19 protein-coding genes are annotated in these 19,054 nt (G+C 39.2%); 4 read left to right on the forward strand and 15 right to left on the reverse strand.

What is annotated here, in order from left to right:
• Positions 1-123 precede the first annotated feature (123 nt).
• The 8 genes from grpE to spoIIP all read right to left on the reverse strand — a co-directional run bounded on the left by grpE (position 124) and on the right by spoIIP (position 9,000).
• On the reverse strand, positions 124-690 hold the full coding sequence (gene grpE, locus AC5WOF_RS00670; RefSeq protein ID WP_496048025.1) for a nucleotide exchange factor GrpE: 567 nt from the start codon (positions 688-690) through the stop codon (positions 124-126).
• A 12-nt stretch (positions 691-702) separates the two neighbouring features.
• Positions 703-2,238: a TCP-1/cpn60 chaperonin family protein gene (locus AC5WOF_RS00675; RefSeq protein ID WP_496048026.1), complete on the reverse strand. Its 1,536-nt coding sequence runs from the start codon at positions 2,236-2,238 to the stop codon at positions 703-705.
• Positions 2,239-2,349: 111 nt separating this feature from the next.
• The gene (gene hrcA, locus AC5WOF_RS00680) at positions 2,350-3,360 is read right to left on the reverse strand and encodes a heat-inducible transcriptional repressor HrcA (RefSeq protein ID WP_496048027.1); all 1,011 of its coding nucleotides are present in this window, start codon (positions 3,358-3,360) and stop codon (positions 2,350-2,352) included.
• Positions 3,361-3,529: 169 nt separating this feature from the next.
• Positions 3,530-4,672, reverse strand: coding sequence for a radical SAM family heme chaperone HemW (gene hemW, locus AC5WOF_RS00685; RefSeq protein WP_496048028.1), 1,143 nt, complete (start codon positions 4,670-4,672; stop codon positions 3,530-3,532).
• On the reverse strand, positions 4,673-6,478 hold the full coding sequence (gene lepA, locus AC5WOF_RS00690; RefSeq protein WP_496048029.1) for a translation elongation factor 4: 1,806 nt from the start codon (positions 6,476-6,478) through the stop codon (positions 4,673-4,675).
• Positions 6,479-6,627: 149 nt separating this feature from the next.
• Positions 6,628-7,353, reverse strand: coding sequence for a L,D-transpeptidase family protein (locus tag AC5WOF_RS00695; protein WP_496048030.1), 726 nt, complete (start codon positions 7,351-7,353; stop codon positions 6,628-6,630).
• Positions 7,354-7,519: 166 nt separating this feature from the next.
• Complete coding sequence (locus AC5WOF_RS00700) at positions 7,520-7,855, reverse strand: DUF3679 domain-containing protein (protein WP_496048031.1); 336 nt, start codon at positions 7,853-7,855, stop codon at positions 7,520-7,522.
• Positions 7,856-7,869: 14 nt separating this feature from the next.
• Complete coding sequence (gene spoIIP / locus AC5WOF_RS00705; RefSeq protein ID WP_496048032.1) at positions 7,870-9,000, reverse strand: stage II sporulation protein P; 1,131 nt, start codon at positions 8,998-9,000, stop codon at positions 7,870-7,872.
• A gap of 237 nt (positions 9,001-9,237) precedes the next feature.
• On the opposite strand from spoIIP, the gene AC5WOF_RS00710 reads away from it, so the two are divergent.
• Positions 9,238-9,834, forward strand: a complete 597-nt coding sequence (locus AC5WOF_RS00710) for a hypothetical protein (protein ID WP_496048033.1) — start codon at positions 9,238-9,240, stop codon at positions 9,832-9,834.
• Between the two features lie 464 nt (positions 9,835-10,298).
• Here the strand turns inward: AC5WOF_RS00710 and AC5WOF_RS00715 are convergent, their stop codons facing one another.
• Complete coding sequence (locus AC5WOF_RS00715) at positions 10,299-10,529, reverse strand: hypothetical protein (RefSeq protein ID WP_496048034.1); 231 nt, start codon at positions 10,527-10,529, stop codon at positions 10,299-10,301.
• A 23-nt stretch (positions 10,530-10,552) separates the two neighbouring features.
• On the opposite strand from AC5WOF_RS00715, the gene AC5WOF_RS00720 reads away from it, so the two are divergent.
• Positions 10,553-10,675, forward strand: coding sequence for a hypothetical protein (locus tag AC5WOF_RS00720; RefSeq protein WP_496048035.1), 123 nt, complete (start codon positions 10,553-10,555; stop codon positions 10,673-10,675).
• 76 nt (positions 10,676-10,751) lie between these two features.
• Here the strand turns inward: AC5WOF_RS00720 and AC5WOF_RS00725 are convergent, their stop codons facing one another.
• From AC5WOF_RS00725 to AC5WOF_RS00740, 4 genes are all read right to left on the reverse strand, one after another.
• Positions 10,752-11,108, reverse strand: coding sequence for a GPR endopeptidase (locus tag AC5WOF_RS00725; protein WP_496048036.1), 357 nt, complete (start codon positions 11,106-11,108; stop codon positions 10,752-10,754).
• 4 nt (positions 11,109-11,112) lie between these two features.
• Complete coding sequence (locus AC5WOF_RS00730; RefSeq protein WP_496048037.1) at positions 11,113-12,894, reverse strand: recombinase family protein; 1,782 nt, start codon at positions 12,892-12,894, stop codon at positions 11,113-11,115.
• 96 nt (positions 12,895-12,990) lie between these two features.
• Positions 12,991-13,152: a hypothetical protein gene (locus AC5WOF_RS00735; protein WP_496048038.1), complete on the reverse strand. Its 162-nt coding sequence runs from the start codon at positions 13,150-13,152 to the stop codon at positions 12,991-12,993.
• An 89-nt stretch (positions 13,153-13,241) separates the two neighbouring features.
• Positions 13,242-13,742 carry a hypothetical protein gene (locus tag AC5WOF_RS00740; RefSeq protein WP_496048039.1) on the reverse strand — a complete coding sequence of 167 codons (501 nt, stop codon included), beginning with the start codon at positions 13,740-13,742 and terminating at the stop codon, positions 13,242-13,244.
• Positions 13,743-14,408: 666 nt separating this feature from the next.
• On the opposite strand from AC5WOF_RS00740, the gene ppsA reads away from it, so the two are divergent.
• Entirely contained in the window at positions 14,409-17,030 is a 2,622-nt protein-coding gene (gene ppsA / locus AC5WOF_RS00745; protein ID WP_496048040.1) for a phosphoenolpyruvate synthase, read from the forward strand.
• 133 nt (positions 17,031-17,163) lie between these two features.
• Here the strand turns inward: ppsA and AC5WOF_RS00750 are convergent, their stop codons facing one another.
• Positions 17,164-17,544 carry a VOC family protein gene (locus AC5WOF_RS00750; protein ID WP_496048041.1) on the reverse strand — a complete coding sequence of 127 codons (381 nt, stop codon included), beginning with the start codon at positions 17,542-17,544 and terminating at the stop codon, positions 17,164-17,166.
• A gap of 276 nt (positions 17,545-17,820) precedes the next feature.
• Here AC5WOF_RS00750 and AC5WOF_RS00755 point away from each other — a divergent pair, with 276 nt between their 5' ends.
• Positions 17,821-18,216 carry a hypothetical protein gene (locus AC5WOF_RS00755; protein ID WP_496048042.1) on the forward strand — a complete coding sequence of 132 codons (396 nt, stop codon included), beginning with the start codon at positions 17,821-17,823 and terminating at the stop codon, positions 18,214-18,216.
• Positions 18,217-18,325: 109 nt separating this feature from the next.
• Here AC5WOF_RS00755 and AC5WOF_RS00760 read toward each other — a convergent pair whose 3' ends face one another.
• Positions 18,326-19,027 (reverse strand): Fic family protein, encoded by a 702-nt coding sequence (locus tag AC5WOF_RS00760; protein WP_496048043.1) that lies wholly within the window; start codon positions 19,025-19,027, stop codon positions 18,326-18,328.
• Between the last annotated feature and the right edge of the window lie 27 nt (positions 19,028-19,054).

Consider the following 19,054-nt stretch of genomic DNA (forward strand, 5'->3'; position numbering starts at 1 on the left):
TTACACCCTCCTAAAAATTAATGCTATGTATATAATAGCTTAGTTGACAGAATAATTTATCTTAATTTAGAGAAGAAATTTGTCCATATAAAAACTTCCTGAAATTATGTAGAAAGATTACCCTTATGTACTCACTTTCACCATTGTTGGGCGAATTACCCGATCCCGGAAGCGATAACCAGATTGTAACTCCTCTATCACAATTCCAGACTCATGCTCACTTGATTCTACTTGCAAAACAGCATTATGTACATGCGGATCAAATGGAACACCAACTGCCTCCACCATACTTAGACCTGCATCAGACAAAGCCTGAAGCAACTGACGATAAACCATCTCTACTCCTTCGAGTAAACCTCTGTCCTCAGCTTTTATTTCTGCCGTATCTAGCGCTCTTTCAAAATTGTCTAGGACTGGCAGCAAAGACTCTACAAGAGGAACAGAAGCATACTTTACCGCATCCTCTTTTTGTTTCTGTGCTCGACGACGAGTATTCTCTAGATCAGCAACAGCCCTTGATAATTGATTCTTTGACTCAGCTAACTCACTTTCTAATTGTGCACTTTTCTCTTTCAACAATGCAAATTCATTTTGCAGTGAATCATTCTCATCTCGGGAAGGCTTAGAGGTATTTTCGTCAACATGTAATACGTTTTCCTCTGCATCTCCTACTTTTTGCTTTTCTTCCATACTAATCCCTCCTTATTCACCGCTTCTCATCTTCACAACGGTATGAATTCTAAGTACAGCAGTAGCAACTTCTCCTGCTGCTTTTAATGCATGATATTTCACCAGTAGAGGATCAACAACACCCATTTCAATCATATCTGAGATAGTACCACGATCACAATCAATTCCCAAAGAATCGGAATCACGTTTTACTTGGTAAGCTTTCACCATCTCAATCTTCTCTAGAGGGTTAAATCCAGCATTTGCGACGACTTGTGTCATAGGTCGCTCCAATGCCCCAGCTACCACAGCTACCCCAAATCTTTCCATACCTTGAATACTATCTCGAAAGCGCTCTACATCACGAGCAATAGAAAGTTCCAGTGCACCACCACCAGGTACAAAACCACCTTTTACAGCAGCCTGCACTGCGGAAGCTGCATCTTTGCATATCCGCTCCCGTTCTTCTACTACCTCATCAGTAGAAGCACTTACCAAAATGGTGGCATACGCTTTTCCTCGTCCCCCACTGATTAAAACACGCTCTAAAATTCCATCGTCCTCGATAATGGAAGCATACCCTAATACTGATTCTAGTTCTTCGACTGGTTTAAATAAAGTACTGCGTTTGATCGGTTTTGATAGTGTATGTTCAGATACACGATAAACTTCTTCTTGTGTGAGGTCGGAGACAACCATTACACCAGAGTCCGTAAGTATATCTTCTGCTAATGGGTCAATGTTTCCTGTGGTTAAAACTATTCCTACATTCAAATGAACCATATTTTCAATAGCTTTTAAAAATTGTTCACGAAAACGTTCATGTTTTTTAAATCCAGACTCTGTTCGGAGTGCTTCATCATCTACTGTATCAGCATAAAGAGAGTCAGCCAACAATAAAATTCTCGCATCTACTTTTGCCCGAGGCATTTGTGGATTTAATCGAGAACGATTAAGAAAAACACCCGTAAACACAGCGCTTTCTGCACGAGGATGAGCAACTACAGAACTAGATAATCGGAAATTTTTATCTACTAATTTCTCATGCCCGATTAGATGAGCAGCTTCTATTACAGATACTGTAATATCTTCGTTTTCTCGACTCGCTGTAAAAGCAATTCTCTGTAGCCACTCGTCATCAAGGTGTTGGATCTGACGAGCACGATCTTTCATTTTTTTTAGAGCAAAGCGAACACCCCGGTTGATGCCAGCAATAACCTTTACAACCGGAACACCTAATGTTACCTGTTTTACACCTTCACTTACAAGGGCTGCTGCAAGTAAAGTCGCTGTTGTTGTCCCATCACCCATTTCATCTTGTTGAGCACGTGCCACATTAACAATCATATGAGCAGCAGGATGTTCTACTTGCATACGATCTAGTATTGTCACTCCATCATTGGTAACAATTACTTCTCCTCGTTCCCCAACAAGCATGGTATCTAAACCTTTAGGTCCAAGAGTAGTCTCCACTGCAGATGCGACAGCTTTTACAGCATTTGCATTCGACTGGAGAGCAGATAAGCGTGGATCTACTCTATCTACATCAAAAAATTCACTTTCCGCCATTGAACCTTCTCTTCCTTTCTTTCATGGGGACCGAGGATACATCCTTTATTGTTTCTTGATGCATATAGTATTTTGGCTGCGCTTTACATCTCACGTTTTCGTAAGCTTCCTTCACTGCGCGGAGATTAACTTAGTAAAACCTTCAATAAGGGATATTACTTTACCATAGTCCATTCTTGTGGGACCTAACACACCTATTGTTCCAACAGGGTCCTCATCTACTTTAAAAGATGCAGTTATCACACTACATCCTTGAACACCATCAAGTGAGATTTCACTCCCAATTCGAACTTGTATTCCAGGTATCAGTGGCTCTAAAGGCTCCAAGAGTTGTAGAACTTGTTCATTCGCTTCCACCAAATCAAGCAACCCACGAACTTTATTGACATCGCGAAACTCAGGTTGTTCTAACATCCTTGTTGTCCCGCTTAAAAAAATCTGTTCGGGATGTTCAAACTCAAATAGTTGCTCAAGCATAGTAGGGATGAGTTGTGCAGGATACAGTAAGTGATGCAGATCATCATAAATTTGGCTAAAAGCCAGTTTATTCAATTTTGAAAGTGGCAGACCAATTACCCGGTAATTGAGCAGATTGACCAGTTCCTCGATCATGGATAAAGAAATAGCCTCAGGTATGAAGATTTGATGTTGCTCCACTTGCCCTTTGTCACTGACGATGACAGAAACTGCAAGATTGTCACTAATCGGCACAATAGATAAATGTTTCAAGTGCCCATCTACTAACTTAGGCCTTACAATCATTGCCATATAATTCGTAAGCTGCGAGAGTCTGGCTGAAACGCTTTGCATCTCCATCTCCAGTACATTTAGAGGATCTAGCATCCATACAGCTCGTCGGTTCTCGTCTCTTTGTACTTGAGAATGCAGCAAATGATCAACATAAGAACGATATCCCTTTTCTGAAGGAATACGTCCGGCAGATGTATGCGGTTGCTCCAAAAAACCCATCTCTTCTAAATCAGCCATTTCATTTCGCACAGTAGCAGGGCTAAATCCAACCCCTTCTTTTTTTGACACAGTACGTGAACCAACAGGTTCTGCTGATAGGATGTATTCATCAACGATTGCCCAGAGAATCTTTTTTTGCCGCTCAGTTAACATCTGCCTCCCTCCTAACTTGGTAGATAAGATGGCATAAATCTTATCTATGCCTCTGTCAGCGCCTTGTAAGGCAAGACACACGGCAAGTTTTCTCTATTAGCACTCGTTTATTCCGAGTGCTAAAATCTACTCTTAAAGTTATCAAACCACTGATTCCGTGTCAATGATATCAGTAGAGAAATTGGGCAAAAACATCATTCCCAAATAACAAACCTTGCTCGGTAAGTCGGAGAATATCATCTTCTATGGTAAGAAACTGTTTTTTTACTAATATTTCAATTGCTTCCTTAAAAACTTTATCAGCAGGTAATCCATATTGTTGTTCGAATTGCTTCAAACTAACTCCTGCTAATAGTCTTAGACCAAGAATAAAGTAATTTTCCATCTGTTCTTGGATGTCTATTTTATCCTGTTGTAAAATTGGGCGTTCTCCATTGGCTATACGCCCGATATATTCCGAAATGCCTTTTACATTTGCATGCCGAATATGATTTACATAACCATGAGCACCAGCACCAAACCCATAATAGGCTTCATTTCTCCAGTAGGTGGAATTATGTTTGCTGGCTTTTCCTAGTTTGGAAAAATTACTAACTTCATATTGAATATATCCTTGTGAAAGCAAATAATCACGAATTAATTGATACATCGCATACTCTGCATCTTCTGTCGGCAACGGTAGCTGTCCGCGCTCTTCTAAATGATAAAATAGTGTTCCTTCTTCTACTTTTAAACTATAACAAGAGAAATGATCAGGAGATAATGCTACTGCACGTTCCAATGTATCCCTCACTTGTTCTACTGTTTGATTTGGTAAACCAAACATTAAATCAAGTGAAATATTCGTAAAACCTGCATACCTAGCATCTTTTACACTTGTCGCAATTTCGCTTACTCCATGTGATCTTCCAATGTCCTTTAACAAATGCGGCTCAAAAGTTTGTGCACCAAAACTTAAACGGTTCACTCCGCCTGCTCGCATAACCGAAAGTAACTCGCTGGAGGTCGTTCCTGGATTTGCTTCCATTGTATATTCGATAGTAGGGGACCAGTTTGGAAAGTAACAACGGATCATACGAAGTAACTTTTCCATCTGAACAGGAGTCAGGACGGTTGGAGTACCTCCACCGATAAATATACTTTCTAACATGCCAGGGGGAACATCTTTCACCGTCATCTCGATTTCTTTTTCCAAAGCATCGATATAATCATCCACTGGCTGTCCATCTACAACATAAGCGGTAAAATCACAATAATGACATTTCGTAGCGCAAAATGGGATGTGAATATAAACCGCTTTAGGGGAAAACACTTACTTCTCCTCCATCTTAAGAACAGCCATAAATGCTTCCTGCGGAACCTCTACGCTACCGACAGCTTTCATCCGCTTTTTACCTTCTTTTTGCTTTTCCAACAGTTTGCGCTTACGGCTTATATCCCCACCATAACACTTAGCCAGTACATTTTTGCGGATGGCGCTAATGTTCTCTCGTGCTACTACTTTGTTTCCGATTGCTGCTTGGATTGGTATTTCAAACATTTGTCTAGGGATCAGTTTTTTCAACTTTTCTACCAACAAACGGCCACGATGCTGGGCACGATTGCGGTGGACGATAAAGGAAAGGGCATCTACTACTTCTCCGTTTAATAAAACATCCATCTTCACCAGATCTGAAGTCTTATTACCGATTAACTCATAGTCAAAAGATGCATAACCTTTGGTACTTGATTTTAAGAGGTCAAAGAAATCATAGACAATCTCAGAAAGCGGTAAATCATACTGCAAATTCACACGATTGGTATCCAAATACTTCATGTCGATGTATTGACCACGTTTGTTTTGGCAGAGTTCCATAACGGTACCAACATAATCATTGGGCACCATAATGCCCGCTCGCACATATGGTTCTTCCACATGATCAATCTTTTGAACAGGAGGCATCAATGTTGGATTTTCTATTTGAAAAGAAGTACCATCCGTCATGTGGACTTGGTAAACAACACTTGGCGCTGTGGTGATGAGGGATATTTGAAACTCTCGTTCGATTCTTTCTTGGATGATCTCCATGTGAAGCAAGCCCAAAAAACCACATCGAAATCCAAATCCAAGCGCATTAGAGGTTTCTGGTTCATAGGCCAAAGATGCATCATTTAATTCCAATTTTTCCAATGCTTCTCGCAGGTCTTCGTATTGGGAAGAATCCACTGGATACAATCCACAAAATACCATCGGATTTGTTTTACGATAGCCCGGAAGTGGTTCAGCTGCTGGATTTGTAGCATCTGTTATCGTATCTCCAACACGAGTATCCTTTACATTTTTAATACTTGCTACCACAAAACCAACTTCCCCAACAGATAATTCATTCATGGAGACAGGATGTGGATTGTAAGCTCCTACTTCCAGTACTTCAAAAATTTTGCTTGTCGCCATCATTTTGATCTTCATGCCTTTGCGTATCGTTCCTTGAACAACCCGCATATAAACGATTACACCTTTGTAGGCATCATAAAAAGAATCAAAGATGAGCGCTTGTAGAGGAGCTTCAGCGTCTCCAGTAGGTGCTGGTACTTTTGCAACAATTTGCTCCAAGATATCTTCAATTCCGATACCCGCTTTTGCTGAAGCAAGGACAGCATCACTAGCATCCAAACCAATAACTTCTTCTACTTCTTCCTTTACGCGCTCTGGATCTGCACTTGGCAAATCAATCTTGTTGATGACTGGAATGATTTCTAGATCATTTTCCAATGCAAGGTATACATTCGCTAATGTTTGCGCCTCGACACCTTGTGCTGCATCTACAACGAGTAAAGCACCTTCACAAGCTTGCAAACTCCGTGATACTTCATATGAAAAATCAACATGGCCAGGTGTATCGATTAGATTCAATATGTACTCCTGCCCATCTTTTGCCCGATAAGGGAGACGTACTGACTGTAACTTAATGGTAATGCCGCGTTCTCTCTCTAAATCCATCTTATCTAAAAACTGATCTTGTTTCTCTCGCTCAGTGAGTGCCCCTGTAAAATCAAGGATTCGATCAGCTAACGTTGATTTTCCGTGGTCAATGTGTGCGATAATGGAAAAATTACGTATTTGCGATTGTTTATTCATCCGTTCTAATCCTCCCTGCTAGCCCATTAGCAGACTGCATTGTATCATTATAGCAGGCTGTAAGGAGAGCAAGCAATGGTATTAGATATTGTTTGTCCTGCAACAAACATAAAAAAACGCCACATTGCTGTGGGCGTTTTTCTTAAGTCCTATTTTACTACTGATTTGTGCACATAAGCATATGCACCGCTTTTTAGCTTGATTTTGTAGAAGTCTCCAACTACTCCAACTTTGTTGAGGACTGTTCCACGAGGTACTACTTGTAATACTTTTGCGTTAAGAGAAGCAGCAGCACGGATATTTGCAGCACTAACGGAAACCGTCAGTTTACCAGCAGGACTTGGGTTGGAAGTACGATGTTTTCCATGCCAGATACCATCGCTCTTACCAGTATGAATCCATACCAATGTACCCGTTCCTACTGTGTTGTAAAGTTCAATAATTTGGTTGTTATTCATTCGTACACAACCGTGTGATGCATGCGTTCCGATGGAAGATGGTTGGTTAGTCCCATGAATGCCATATGTCCGACCATTGTCACCACGAACTTGTAAACCAAGCCATCTTGGACCTAGTGGATTTTTGGGATCTCCTCCAGGAATACCTTTCCAACCGGGTTGGTTAATTTTAATGATAATTTCAAATGTTCCCTCAGGTGTTAACGCTTTGGTTTTCCCAGTTGCTACTCGGTATGTCTTAATTACCTTACCGTATTTGTTGTACAAATAAAGGTAATTGGTTGTCTTGTTGATTTCAATTTTGTAATCATCAGGACCACCAGCAGCGTAAGAAGTATTAGCTGATCCGAAGCCAGCCAAAACAGTTAAGACCAAAGCTAACGCAGTGAGAATACTGACCCACTTAGCAGCTTTCATCAAACCTCCCCCATCTCTCTTTGTAGAAGTAAAAAAGGTGCTACTTATTTTTATAATAAATGATCTACTGTTATCTGTATATACATTAGGAACTCGAAATAAAAAAAAAGTCGACTTTTTTTAGTCGACTTTTTAATAAAATTTTAACTCTTCGTTATTAAATTATTTATTTAGCCCATGCGAAAACAGTACTCAGCATCATTCTGGAATAATAGCGCATATTGGAACCAATTGCATTTCCAATATTAGATAGGACATTTTCACTCTGGGTGATTGTCTTTTGAACTTTTTGTACTTGAACAGCGTTGATTTTATTGGATTTTACTACTTGTCCGAGTACATTTAACTCCAATTTATCGCCTTTACTACTCAACTGCACTGCTCTTGGTGCGCCTTCGATACCTTGCATTTTTTGAATATTTTTTTCTGCTGAATCAATCCCGACAAATACCCCGATCAACAATACAAGGGCAAGGCTCATAATCTGGATAGAATATCGCATTTGCTTCATCCTTTCTATTTTTGAACCGGAATTGCATCTGAAATTCGTTCTCTTAACACTTTTGCCAATATATCTGTCGATCGATACACTTCTTGGAAATTATTATCAATTCCGCCTATTTCCACAAGAAAACTCCCTTTAGATAAGGACTGGTTATACTCCCCATTTGTCCCCATTGTCCTCGGCTTGATAAAGACACCTCTGACTAATCCAGGAGCAATCTTATTGATATCTTTGTACAAGGAACGAGCCAATTTTAGATTGTCTGTATAGTGCTTACTTGCTCCCCCCACAACAAAAGCAAGTCTAGCATACGTTTTTCCTTTAATCGTAATGGTGGTCTTTTTACGTCGCTGAGAGTCTCGATGGATGTCAATCAAATACGTTAAGTGATCGTACTCCTTTAATGCTTGAACTACTGTCTTGCGTGATGCATTATAAGCCCCTCGATATGGATATGGGAGATGTGATGCTACAGAACCTATCCCCATCTTCGCCAAATCTTCTGCGAGATGCTTGCCCACCAAGGTGATGTTTTTGTTGGCATCATTGGCTTTCATACCATTGGATTGATCCAGCTCCGGAATATAGGACTCCGAGAAATGCGAGTGATAGATAAACACCCTTTTTACTTTTGGACTTGTTACCGTAGTAGATGGCGGTTTCTGTTCTGACTGTTCTTGTTTCTTGATCTGATTCATCACTTGTTCTTCGAGATTTGCAGGCGGCGATGACTCAATAGGAACATCCGAAAAGGTTACATCTTTACTCGCTGTATCAATATCGGTATCAAATAGAGCAAACAAAGGAATTTCATTGCTCAAAAAAGTACGAGGATCTTGTGGATCAAAACTAGTCATCACTTCAAAAAAGAGGCGTGATACCATCTGTTCGCTTCCCGGACGGTGAATCATTTCCTGCAAATAAGGAATGTTATCACTCATGACTTGAAGTAGTGTCCTAGAAGTAATATTGGAAGTAACTTTACCCAATTGTGAGTTATGATTCGACTCGGTTTGAAAAACAAAAAAGACACCCAAGACCAAGAAAAGGTTTGCTGCACTCATCATAAAAATAACGAACATTCGCCGATATCTAGGATCTGATAGGTTATATGTCTCCATGCGAAAATGCGTCCGCCTCATCCTAACTCCCCCATCCGTGCACTTTCTTTTCTATCAATACCTATGAGAGAGTTTGAGAGAGTAGAACGAAAAAATAGAAGAGAAGAATAATAGCAACAATTTGGCTTTTATAAAGTTAGACGAATGAATAATGGGCTATTGATTAAGTTTATTTATTCTAGAGAATAATTGTCGTCATATGATTTTGTTGATAAAATAAATATACTTCTATTAGTCAACTGATCAGAAGGGCATCCCATGCCTGCAAGGAAGAATGGTAGGCAGCACGCCTTCGCCGACAGGATCGGGCTCAACAGGTACCACGGGTTTGCGAGGCAAAACCTGATGATCCTGCTCCGCCGCGCTGAGATCAGCCGCCAAGAGATGCGGGACTGTTTCTGGTTCATCCGGAAATACAATGATCCCAACACCTTCGAGCTCGAACTCATGTCGCTTCTGGAGACTGAGCTTCAAACCAAGGAGCCGAATCAACTTCCCAGCTTCGACATCTGTGCTCTGCAAGCCAACTTCGAGAGTGAGTTGGTCGAATATGGGGTGAGACCTGAGGCGAGAACTGCCGATCATGTCTCGGCGCTTCACAGGTGGAATGACGCTTTCGATCTGGAAGCGTATCTCTCCCTCTGGCCGATGTACGAAATAACGGGCTCTCGTACCAGCAAGTGCGATGAGCTCCTTCACCAGTACTTCGAGGAGGCGATGGAGAAGGACTTGGGGGGTGAAACCCTCAGATTCTGGGGAGACATGCTCGACCTGTGGCTCATGATCCTCCCGGAAGGGGAAGCGGTCAAGGTCAGAGAGTACCGCGAGCTGGTGAACAACCGAATCTCGGCGTAGGCATACGGGTGGGTTAGTAGGACAAGTTCCCGCTAATCCGCCCGCCGACAATTCTAATATTCATATATAAAGAAGGGATACCACTATCGGTATCCCTTCACGTTTTAATATTTATTCTTCTCAAAAAACCAATATCTACACAAAAGACACTACTAGTAATAGCATCTACTGCATCAGTCAAAAAGAGATAGTCACACTTGCAATTCAATTTTCCTCCCAAATGGTAATAACTCATTCAACAAATGATAAGTGATTTCGAAATTAATCTGTAAATTTCTATTTATCTTACAGGTAATTTCCTTTATAATTACTTTAGCCAACTAAATCCCCTATATACAGAAAGGTCAAACCAGATGACTGTTCTGGTAACAACCAGCTCAACGCATCCTTCCTTCCAGGAGCTTCTGGATGAAAACATCAGGCTTCGCCGAAGGCTGAAGCAGATGATGCAAGAGATGAGGAGGTCACACAAGAATCGGGATCACATCATCGAACTGCGTATGCTTCTCCGCATTGCTCCTGAGCTCCTTCCTCAAGGGATTCAACTCGGCGAGCGTCCCCACTGGGGTCAGGAGCAGCTCAAGCGGATGGCACTCACTGGAGAAGTCTTTCCCCTCAAGCATGACGAGACACAGAACATCCTCTGTTTCGCCTATCTCGGAGTGAAGCTTCGAGGTGAAGTCATCCGTCTGCATGCTGGAGGGAATGCGCCTGGAATGTGGAGCGACCTTCAGTACCTGCTTGTCCCTCACTTCTCAAAGCTGATTCGGTACTACCGACAGTAGAGGCTGGACATGCAAAACCAGAACCTCTAGAGGTAGGGGATCGTGGGGCTTCCTAGGAACTTCGGTTCGCAGGAAGCCCTGCCCCAATATAAAAAATCCGTCCAGAGATTCAACGGATTTTTACTACCATTATTAATGCATATGGGTTACAACATTATCCATCGTCACTGCTTCATGTAAGGCACAGTTTAATCCCGTCGCAATCACTTTCGCCATATCATTAATAAAATCATCTACTTCTTTTGGCGTTACCATTAAGTTTTGACCCAATGGCGATAATATCTCATGAATAAGCTGTCTCTTCTCATCATCTTCTAACCCGCCAACTAATCCCAGCATCTTTGTTTTGGTCTCAAGTGGTACTTCTTGCCGCTCTAATTCTTTTAGTTCTGGGCGATTCAAAGGATCAAGCGGATTTCCTTTTACTCCTGACATTTCTCTACTCAAGTAAGCCAATAAGTAGTTCACCGTATCAAATGCAATCGTCACTGCATCAACTACGGTTGGAACTCCTACTGTTACTATATTGCAATTCTAAAGACAAAAGTGCTCCATCCCTTTTTTCAAGAGTTGCCGCAGTTTCTCTAGCACAGCTTACTGCCTCAAAAAACTTTGGAACATCAAAATGAAGTTCAATTGTGATGTCTTCTCCTGCGACTTTTACCTCTCTCACAATACTTTTAATCATTTCTCGTTTTTCTTCGATAGTTGCAACCTCAAATAAGTTTCCCCAGTCTTCCAATACATCTTGTAGTTTTAAGACATCTACTTCCGAAAGACCATTGCTGTCTTTTAATGCTTTCATCTCTTCATATAGTCTTTCTGCTTTTTGCAATTCCCGTACAGATCGCTCATACAACTCTTTTAGTTGAGCTTCAGAGAAAGAAGAGTCTTCTCCCATTAAAATCTTGAGCAAGTGATTATTGGCATTTTCTTTTGCTCGCTGCCATTGTTCTCGATCCTGTTTTGCTTGCAACAGTTTTGCTTCGATTTCTTTGGAAGCATGTAACGTCTTTTGTTGAATCTCGCTTAATACATTCGATGTGATCAATTCTTTGGTGTATTCCTTTATTTTATCCATGACCAGTCTATCGAGTTTTTCCGTTTTATGCGTTCCTTTTTTTGACCCACAGGCATGAACGCCTGACTTGAGTCTCCTTAGACAACGATAGATACCATATAGTTCGCCTTTTTTTGTTCTTTTGGAATCCAACCAATCCCGCTGACTTCCATATGTCATATTGCTGCCGCATTCACAGGTTAAAACACCTACTAATAACCCTTTTCCTGTTCCTTTTCGCTGAGGAGCAACCCCGCCAAACTGATTATTGGTCACTCTCGCTTTTTTCATCTTTTGTGCTTTTCCCCAAATCTCTGCTGAAATGATTTCATATTCCGGCCAAAACTTCTCTGATACGAGTTCTTCCCCTTGTTTGGTATACTTTTGATACGACCCAAACTCTCCTTCTACTGTCTTTGTTTTCCCATAAGACAAATAACCTTTATAAACCGTGTTACGTAATATTTTTCGAATACTTTCGGATCGCCACTGGCGACCTGTCCTTGTCTGTAAATCTCTCTCATTTAAAATACTAGCAATTCGCAGCATTCCTAGACCTTCTGATACATACAACCGATAGATTTCTTTTACTACTTCCGCCTCTTTTGGGTCAATGTCCAACATATTGGACAACTCATGATGATTGCGATACCCGTATGGAGGATTCCCACCAGTCCAAAAACCTTCTTTATGAATGAGTTTCATCATATCTGTTACACGAACTTTGGTATCCATCGAAGACTTTTTGGCAGACCAAAACTCAATGAAGTTCAAAATTTCATCCGCATCTCCATTGTTGGTAAACTCTCTATTTTTATCTACTACCCAAATCCGGCAATGCCTTAAAAAACGTATGGCATGATTTAAACTCTCTGTTGACCGGCGGCCAATTCGGTCGAGTTTATATACTAACAATATGTCAAATAGACCTTTTTTCGCGTCCTCAAAAGCACGATTCAGGCCTGTCCGTTTACTAGTATGTGTATGAAATCCAGATACACCTGCTTCTACATACTCTAACTCCGTAAATTCCCAATCCGGTTGATTCTCTATGTACTCCATGCATTTCTTCTTTTGAAGCGGAAGATCATTTTCATCTGATGCAGGTCTAGCAGATACTTTGCCAGATCGAGAAGCTAGTTTCATCTTTCCTTGGCTTGTTTGTTTATTTGTACTTGCCCTCATAAATAATGCTACTCTTAGTTTACCTGACATAAATCTACAACCTTTCACATTCTACAGTTGTATTATTACAGGTATTATATACTGCTCTGACTAAAGAAACAAATATAAAAGAGGCTTATCTAGCCTCTATTCTAATTTTGTCCGTTTGTCCCTTTTTTTAAATTTATCACTATAATAGCGTGAAGCAACTTCAGCGAAAACACGCTGAAAGTCAGTGATTTTATTTTCAATATCTATAGTATCGAGTTTATTGTTTGTTACAACTACTTTGACTTTGTAATCGGACATTTTAAACAACATCCTTTTTATTTTTACAAAGTATTTTTTTCTAATAACCCCTTATTATTCATCTGAACAACATAGAACTTATTGATCTCTTATTTCTTTAGGAAATTAAGACACTGAAAAAATCTCTCTTCTACAAAAAAATAGATCGCATTGCCAATTGTGAAAAACGTAAACTTGATGCATTCAAAAATGAAATAAAATACCAAAAAATCATCTTCCCAATAAATATTCGTTACACCATGGGTTATCCCAACTCTGGTATGACCTAGATAAATTGTAAACTCTAACCCGAAAGAAAGAACTGTTTGTATCCCAAACAAACCTAAATAAGTAAGAAAACTCTGCTTACCTGTTTTTGCAGTTGTTTTCGTTCTTAATATGGGAAATGGAGTAGTATAGGAAAACAATAAGACAGGCCCCAATGAAAAAATGAATAAATAAAAGATTTCCATCCATTGTTCTAAGGTGGTTAAATCAGCTTGAAAATCAAAATAGTAATGGAATGCTAGAGTGTAGATGAGATAACTCGCTAGAGCCGTTAATAATATATTTATTGACATAAGAATATATAGGCGTTTTTTTATAGTCACTGAATACCCCTTTTTATTTGTTTTATTTATCATTCTTAGAATAAACAAAAAAGAGGGGCTTATAATCCCCTTGATTATCTTTTTCTATTTGAGACCACTTCATTAAAATTCATCCCTCGAATGAATTCACGGGTGTTTTCGCCACAAAAATAAATTTGAACACAAGCTCTTAAATACTCCAGAGAACATTTGTACTGATTATCTATGGAACCGCATCTATATATCTTAAACTCTCTCTTTTGAAAGGTTATATAAGGTTACAAAAGTATAGTTTTGTAACCTATATTCGGAAAACGTTGATATATAAGGGTTTTTTAAGCATGAGATTCCGCATGAGATACGCCCTTATTTTTCCATTTATATTTTTAATTGGTAAATAGACTTATGAAATAATGATTCATAAGTCTTTTTATATATCCGAGATTTATGGGTAGTTGTTTTCTCCCTAAACAAAACAATAAGAACCTAGAAAATGAAATACGTCTCTCCCACTTTAATTATAAAATATAAATAAGATAAGATATAGACTGTTTATTCTTAGAGCTAAGTTCTAGAATATATACATATATTGTAATCAACTCTTCGGTGCGTAGAAAAAGAGGATACCATAAGCACTATTTTCAAAATATATCAATGAAACCAAAAGAAATGTTAGGAGGAGATAGATTGAGTTCTTTGGTTCTCGATTTTCAGGAAATGAAAAAAACACAGCTTATGCTTGTCGGCGGAAAAGGGTTAAATTTAGGGGAATTATCAAAAATTCAAGGGATACAAGTGCCAAATGGATTTTGTGTTACAACAGAAGCTTATCAAAAAGCCCTCAAACAAAACGAAGTGTTCCACATATTGTTGAATCAACTAGCACTGCTAAAAGCAAAGGATCGAGATCAAATTGGTGAAATCAGCAGGAAGATTCGAAAAACCATTATGGAAGTAGTAATTCCTTCCAATGTGGTGAAAGCTGTTGCTCACTATCTCTCCCAATTTGGCGAGGAACACGCTTACGCTGTTCGTTCCAGCGCAACTGCTGAAGATTTACCTCATGCTTCTTTTGCCGGTCAACAGGACACCTATTTAAATATCATTGGGAAAGATGCAATATTGCAACATATCAGTAAATGCTGGGCTTCTCTTTTCACGGATCGCGCAGTAATTTATCGTATCCAAAACGGATTTAACCACAGCCAAGTTTACTTATCCGTTATCATTCAGCGGATGATTTTCCCACAGGCTTCCGGAATTGTATTTACTGCTGATCCGATTACTTCCAATCGAAAGGTTCTATCGATCGATGCTGGCTTTGGTTTAGGAGAGGCCCTTGTCTCCGGCTTGGTATCTGCGGATTGCTATAAGGTGCAAGAAGAGAAAATCGTCAATAAGATGATAGCAACCAAAAAATTGGCTATCTATGGACGAAAAAAAGGCGGAACAGAGACAAAACAGATCGATTCTGATCAACAAAAGACGCAAACACTTAGTGACCAACAAATTTTACAACTCGCACACATAGGCAGAGAGATCGAAGCCTATTTTAGCTGCCCGCAAGATATCGAATGGTGTTTAGCAGACGAGATATTTTATATCGTCCAGAGTCGTCCCATCACGACTTTATATCCTGTGCCTGATTCAGATGATCGGGGGAATGGGAATCGGGTTTATCTATCTGTTGGTCACGTACAGATGATGACAGAACCAATTAAGCCACTAGGCATGTCCTTTTTTAAAAAAAACCATAAACATTCTTTGCTGCACGCAGGCGGAAGGTTGTATATGGATAACACCGATATTCTGGCGTCACCTGTCAGTAGAAAAAATTTTTTTGATGCAATGGAACAATCTGATCCGCTCATCAGAGACGCATTTATAAGTCTCATAGAGCGAGAAAATTTTATAAAATCTATACCTGATGGTATAGAAATGCCTCGGCTCATTGAAAGCAATGAAGATGTATTTGAGAATTCTCTGGCACAAAATATCGAGATCAATCCAACCATCGTTCTTGATTTAATCAAACGTAATGAAGCATCGATAGAAGAGTTAAAACAAAACATCCAAACAAAATCAGGATTGGACGTATTTGATTTCATTCTAAAAGATTTTCAACAATTAAAGAAGATCTTATTTGATCCACAAAGTTCTCATACGATTATGGTTGCTATGAATGCTTCAGTCTGGATCAATAAAAAAATGCAGAAATGGTTGGGTGAAAAAAACGTAGCAGATACGCTTTCTCTATCTGTTTCAAACAATATTACATCGGAGATGGGTTTGGCGCTAATGGATGTTGCCGATGTGATTCGTCCTTACCCAGATGTAATCCATTATTTGCAGCATGTAAAAGATGATAACTTCCTAAATGAAATAATTAAGTTTCATGGTGGAATAGAAGCCCAAAACGCAATCAATACGTTTCTCACCAAATATGGCATGCGATGTCCAGGAGAGATTGACATTACTCAAATTCGCTGGAGTGAAAAACCAACGATACTCATCCCGATGATTCTCAGTAACATCAAAAACTTTGAGTCGAATGCAAGCAAGCGAAAATTTGAGCAAGGGCGACAGAAAGCGTCGGAAAAAAAACAAGAGTTATTAGATCGATTAAAGCAGTTACCAGATGGCAAACAAAAAGCCGAAAAGACAAAACAAATGATCAGCCTGATGCGTAATTTCATCGGTTATCGGGAGTATCCAAAATACGGAATGATAAATCGCTACTTCATTTATAAACAGGCCTTAATCAAAGAAGCCAAAAAGCTTGTAGAAGCCAAGGTTATGCAAGAAAAAGAAGACATATACTATCTTACGTTGGAGGAATTTCGCGAAGTTGTACAAACAAATAGATTGGATTATCAGATCATCAACAAAAGAAAAGACGAGTACAAATTATATGAAAAGCTAACACCTCCACGGGTTATCACATCTGATGGTGAAATCATTGCAGGTCAATATAAACGAGAAAATCTCCCAGGCGAAGCTATTGTCGGTCAACCTGTTTCTTCCGGGGTGATAGAGGGCAGAGCACGTGTCATTTTAAAGATGGAAGATGCAAATTTAGAAGAAGGAGATATCTTAGTCACTACCTTTACCGATCCTAGCTGGACCCCTTTGTTTGTATCCATAAAAGGGCTAGTCACCGAAGTTGGTGGACTCATGACACATGGAGCGGTCATCGCACGTGAATATGGTTTACCAGCAATTGTTGGAGTCGAAAATGCTAGCAAACTGATAAAGGACAGGCAACGTATTCGAATAAATGGAACTGAAGGCTATATCGAACTATTGTGATTTGAATACATCCCATTTTAATTAAGCAGGCAGCGCTCTGATAGTACAGAGCGCTGCCTTACATTCCTATCTCATTTTTCACCTTCCAAATAAGGCCTTCGTTACACTGATCTATCTAATGTGTTCGTTTAACTTATTTTTTCTCTACCACAGCAAAATAGTTCCCCTCATTATCAGCAAAGTTAAATACTCTTCCTTCAGGCATTTGCATCATTTCTCCAATTGTTATGTTTTTACTTTGAAATTCTTTATATAAGGAATCGAGATTTTTCGAGAAAAACAATAAGGAAGGTGTTTCGAGACTCACTTCAGGAGACATCTTTGCGACCAATTCCTTATTATGTAGAACAATGCTGGTTTGAGCATTATTCGTTGGGGCAATGACATACCACTTCATCCCTTGCCCATTATCGTGCTCAGAAATGAGAGAAAATCCAATTTTTTCTGTCCAAAACTTCAGTGCTTCCTCCTGATTATTGACATACAACATGATTTGCCCTACGATATCGATCAATGTTCTTCACTCCATTCCTTCTTATGTGTCCCATTCTTCACTATTTTATTGATTACCATTCAATCTGCATGGGAACAAACATGAAAAATATAAGAGAAATGGCTTTTAGCTATATTTGTTCTTCAAGAGGAATTTCATATGTATAGAAAAAATCTCTATAAAATGGATTTCTTACTGAAAATGTCACAAGTAAACATCTAATTAAGGTTAAATTATACAAAACATTAGGTATTATGTTAATAAATAAACTTTTGAAGAGGAGACAAAGAAAAACTCATGAGAAAAATTTGGATGCCTTCATTAGCTTTCATCTTAGCACTCACCTTTCTTTTTTCCGTACAATCCCATTCCTTTGCTGCAGGCAAAGACACAAGTGTTTCTACTTACATCAAAGATCAGCGGTCTGATCACTGGACACCCAAAATAGCTGCCAATTCCCATCATAAGCTTCGAATAGAAATTACAAATAACAATGATTCCAAAATTGCCTTTCATGTAACAGATGTAAAAACAAAGGAAAAAATTATAGAAAAAACGAAAAATAACAAAGGAAAACAAACATACTCCGTGTCTGGTCTATCCGGAACTTATCAACTTCGTCTATACTGCTACGATAAACGCCCATATAATAGAGATCATTGTGATGCAAAAGCAGTCGTTTATAACTATTAATCATGAATCCAAACAAATTATATGAAGTTAGATAAAGGCTGATGCTAAGCATCAGCCTTCTTCCACTCACAAGAAATGATCCATTTACAATTAAATCCCCTGCCCGAAACTATAAAAATCGCAGATAAAATTCGAGTCTCTCTTGCTCCAATTCGGCTAACATCTGAATAAAATCATCAAAGTCAGAAGCAACATGAGAACGATCCAATGCTTGATAATAGTGTAAACGTTGTTCTTTCTTTATCACTATGGGAACAAATCCTATTTTTAACAGTTTCAAATTCATTAATAGCCTTGCAGTTCTACCATTTCCATCAATAAACGGATGAATTTTCACAAACAAACTATGCAGCATCGCTGCTCTTTTTACTGGATGAAACTGTTGTGCTTCTGCCCTATACCATGAAATGAGATTCCTCATTTGCTCTTCAACTATTAAGTAATCAGGCGGAATATGCTCTGTTCCACTAATTAGAACGTTAGTTTTTCGATAACCGCCAGCATTTTCATTATCAATCCCTCTGAGAATAATGGCATGTAAATCTTTGATTACTCTTTCTGAAAACGACTCATTTCTTTTCACGATATCTTCTAGTAAAAATATAGCTTCTCTATGATTCAATGCCTCAAGATGTTCTTTAACTGATTTTCCACCAATCGTGATACCATCCTCTAACACGACTTTTGTTTCTGATAGTGTTAAAGTATTCCCCTCGATTGAATTCGAATGATACGTCCACTCCACAACAAGATGATCATGCAAGTTTTTAACTACATGTTTAGGAAACGGACGGTTTTGATCTAAAAGCAACTTTAATCATCCATTTGCTTGAATCGA

It is taken from the genome of Shimazuella sp. NTD250 (assembly GCF_059510375.1).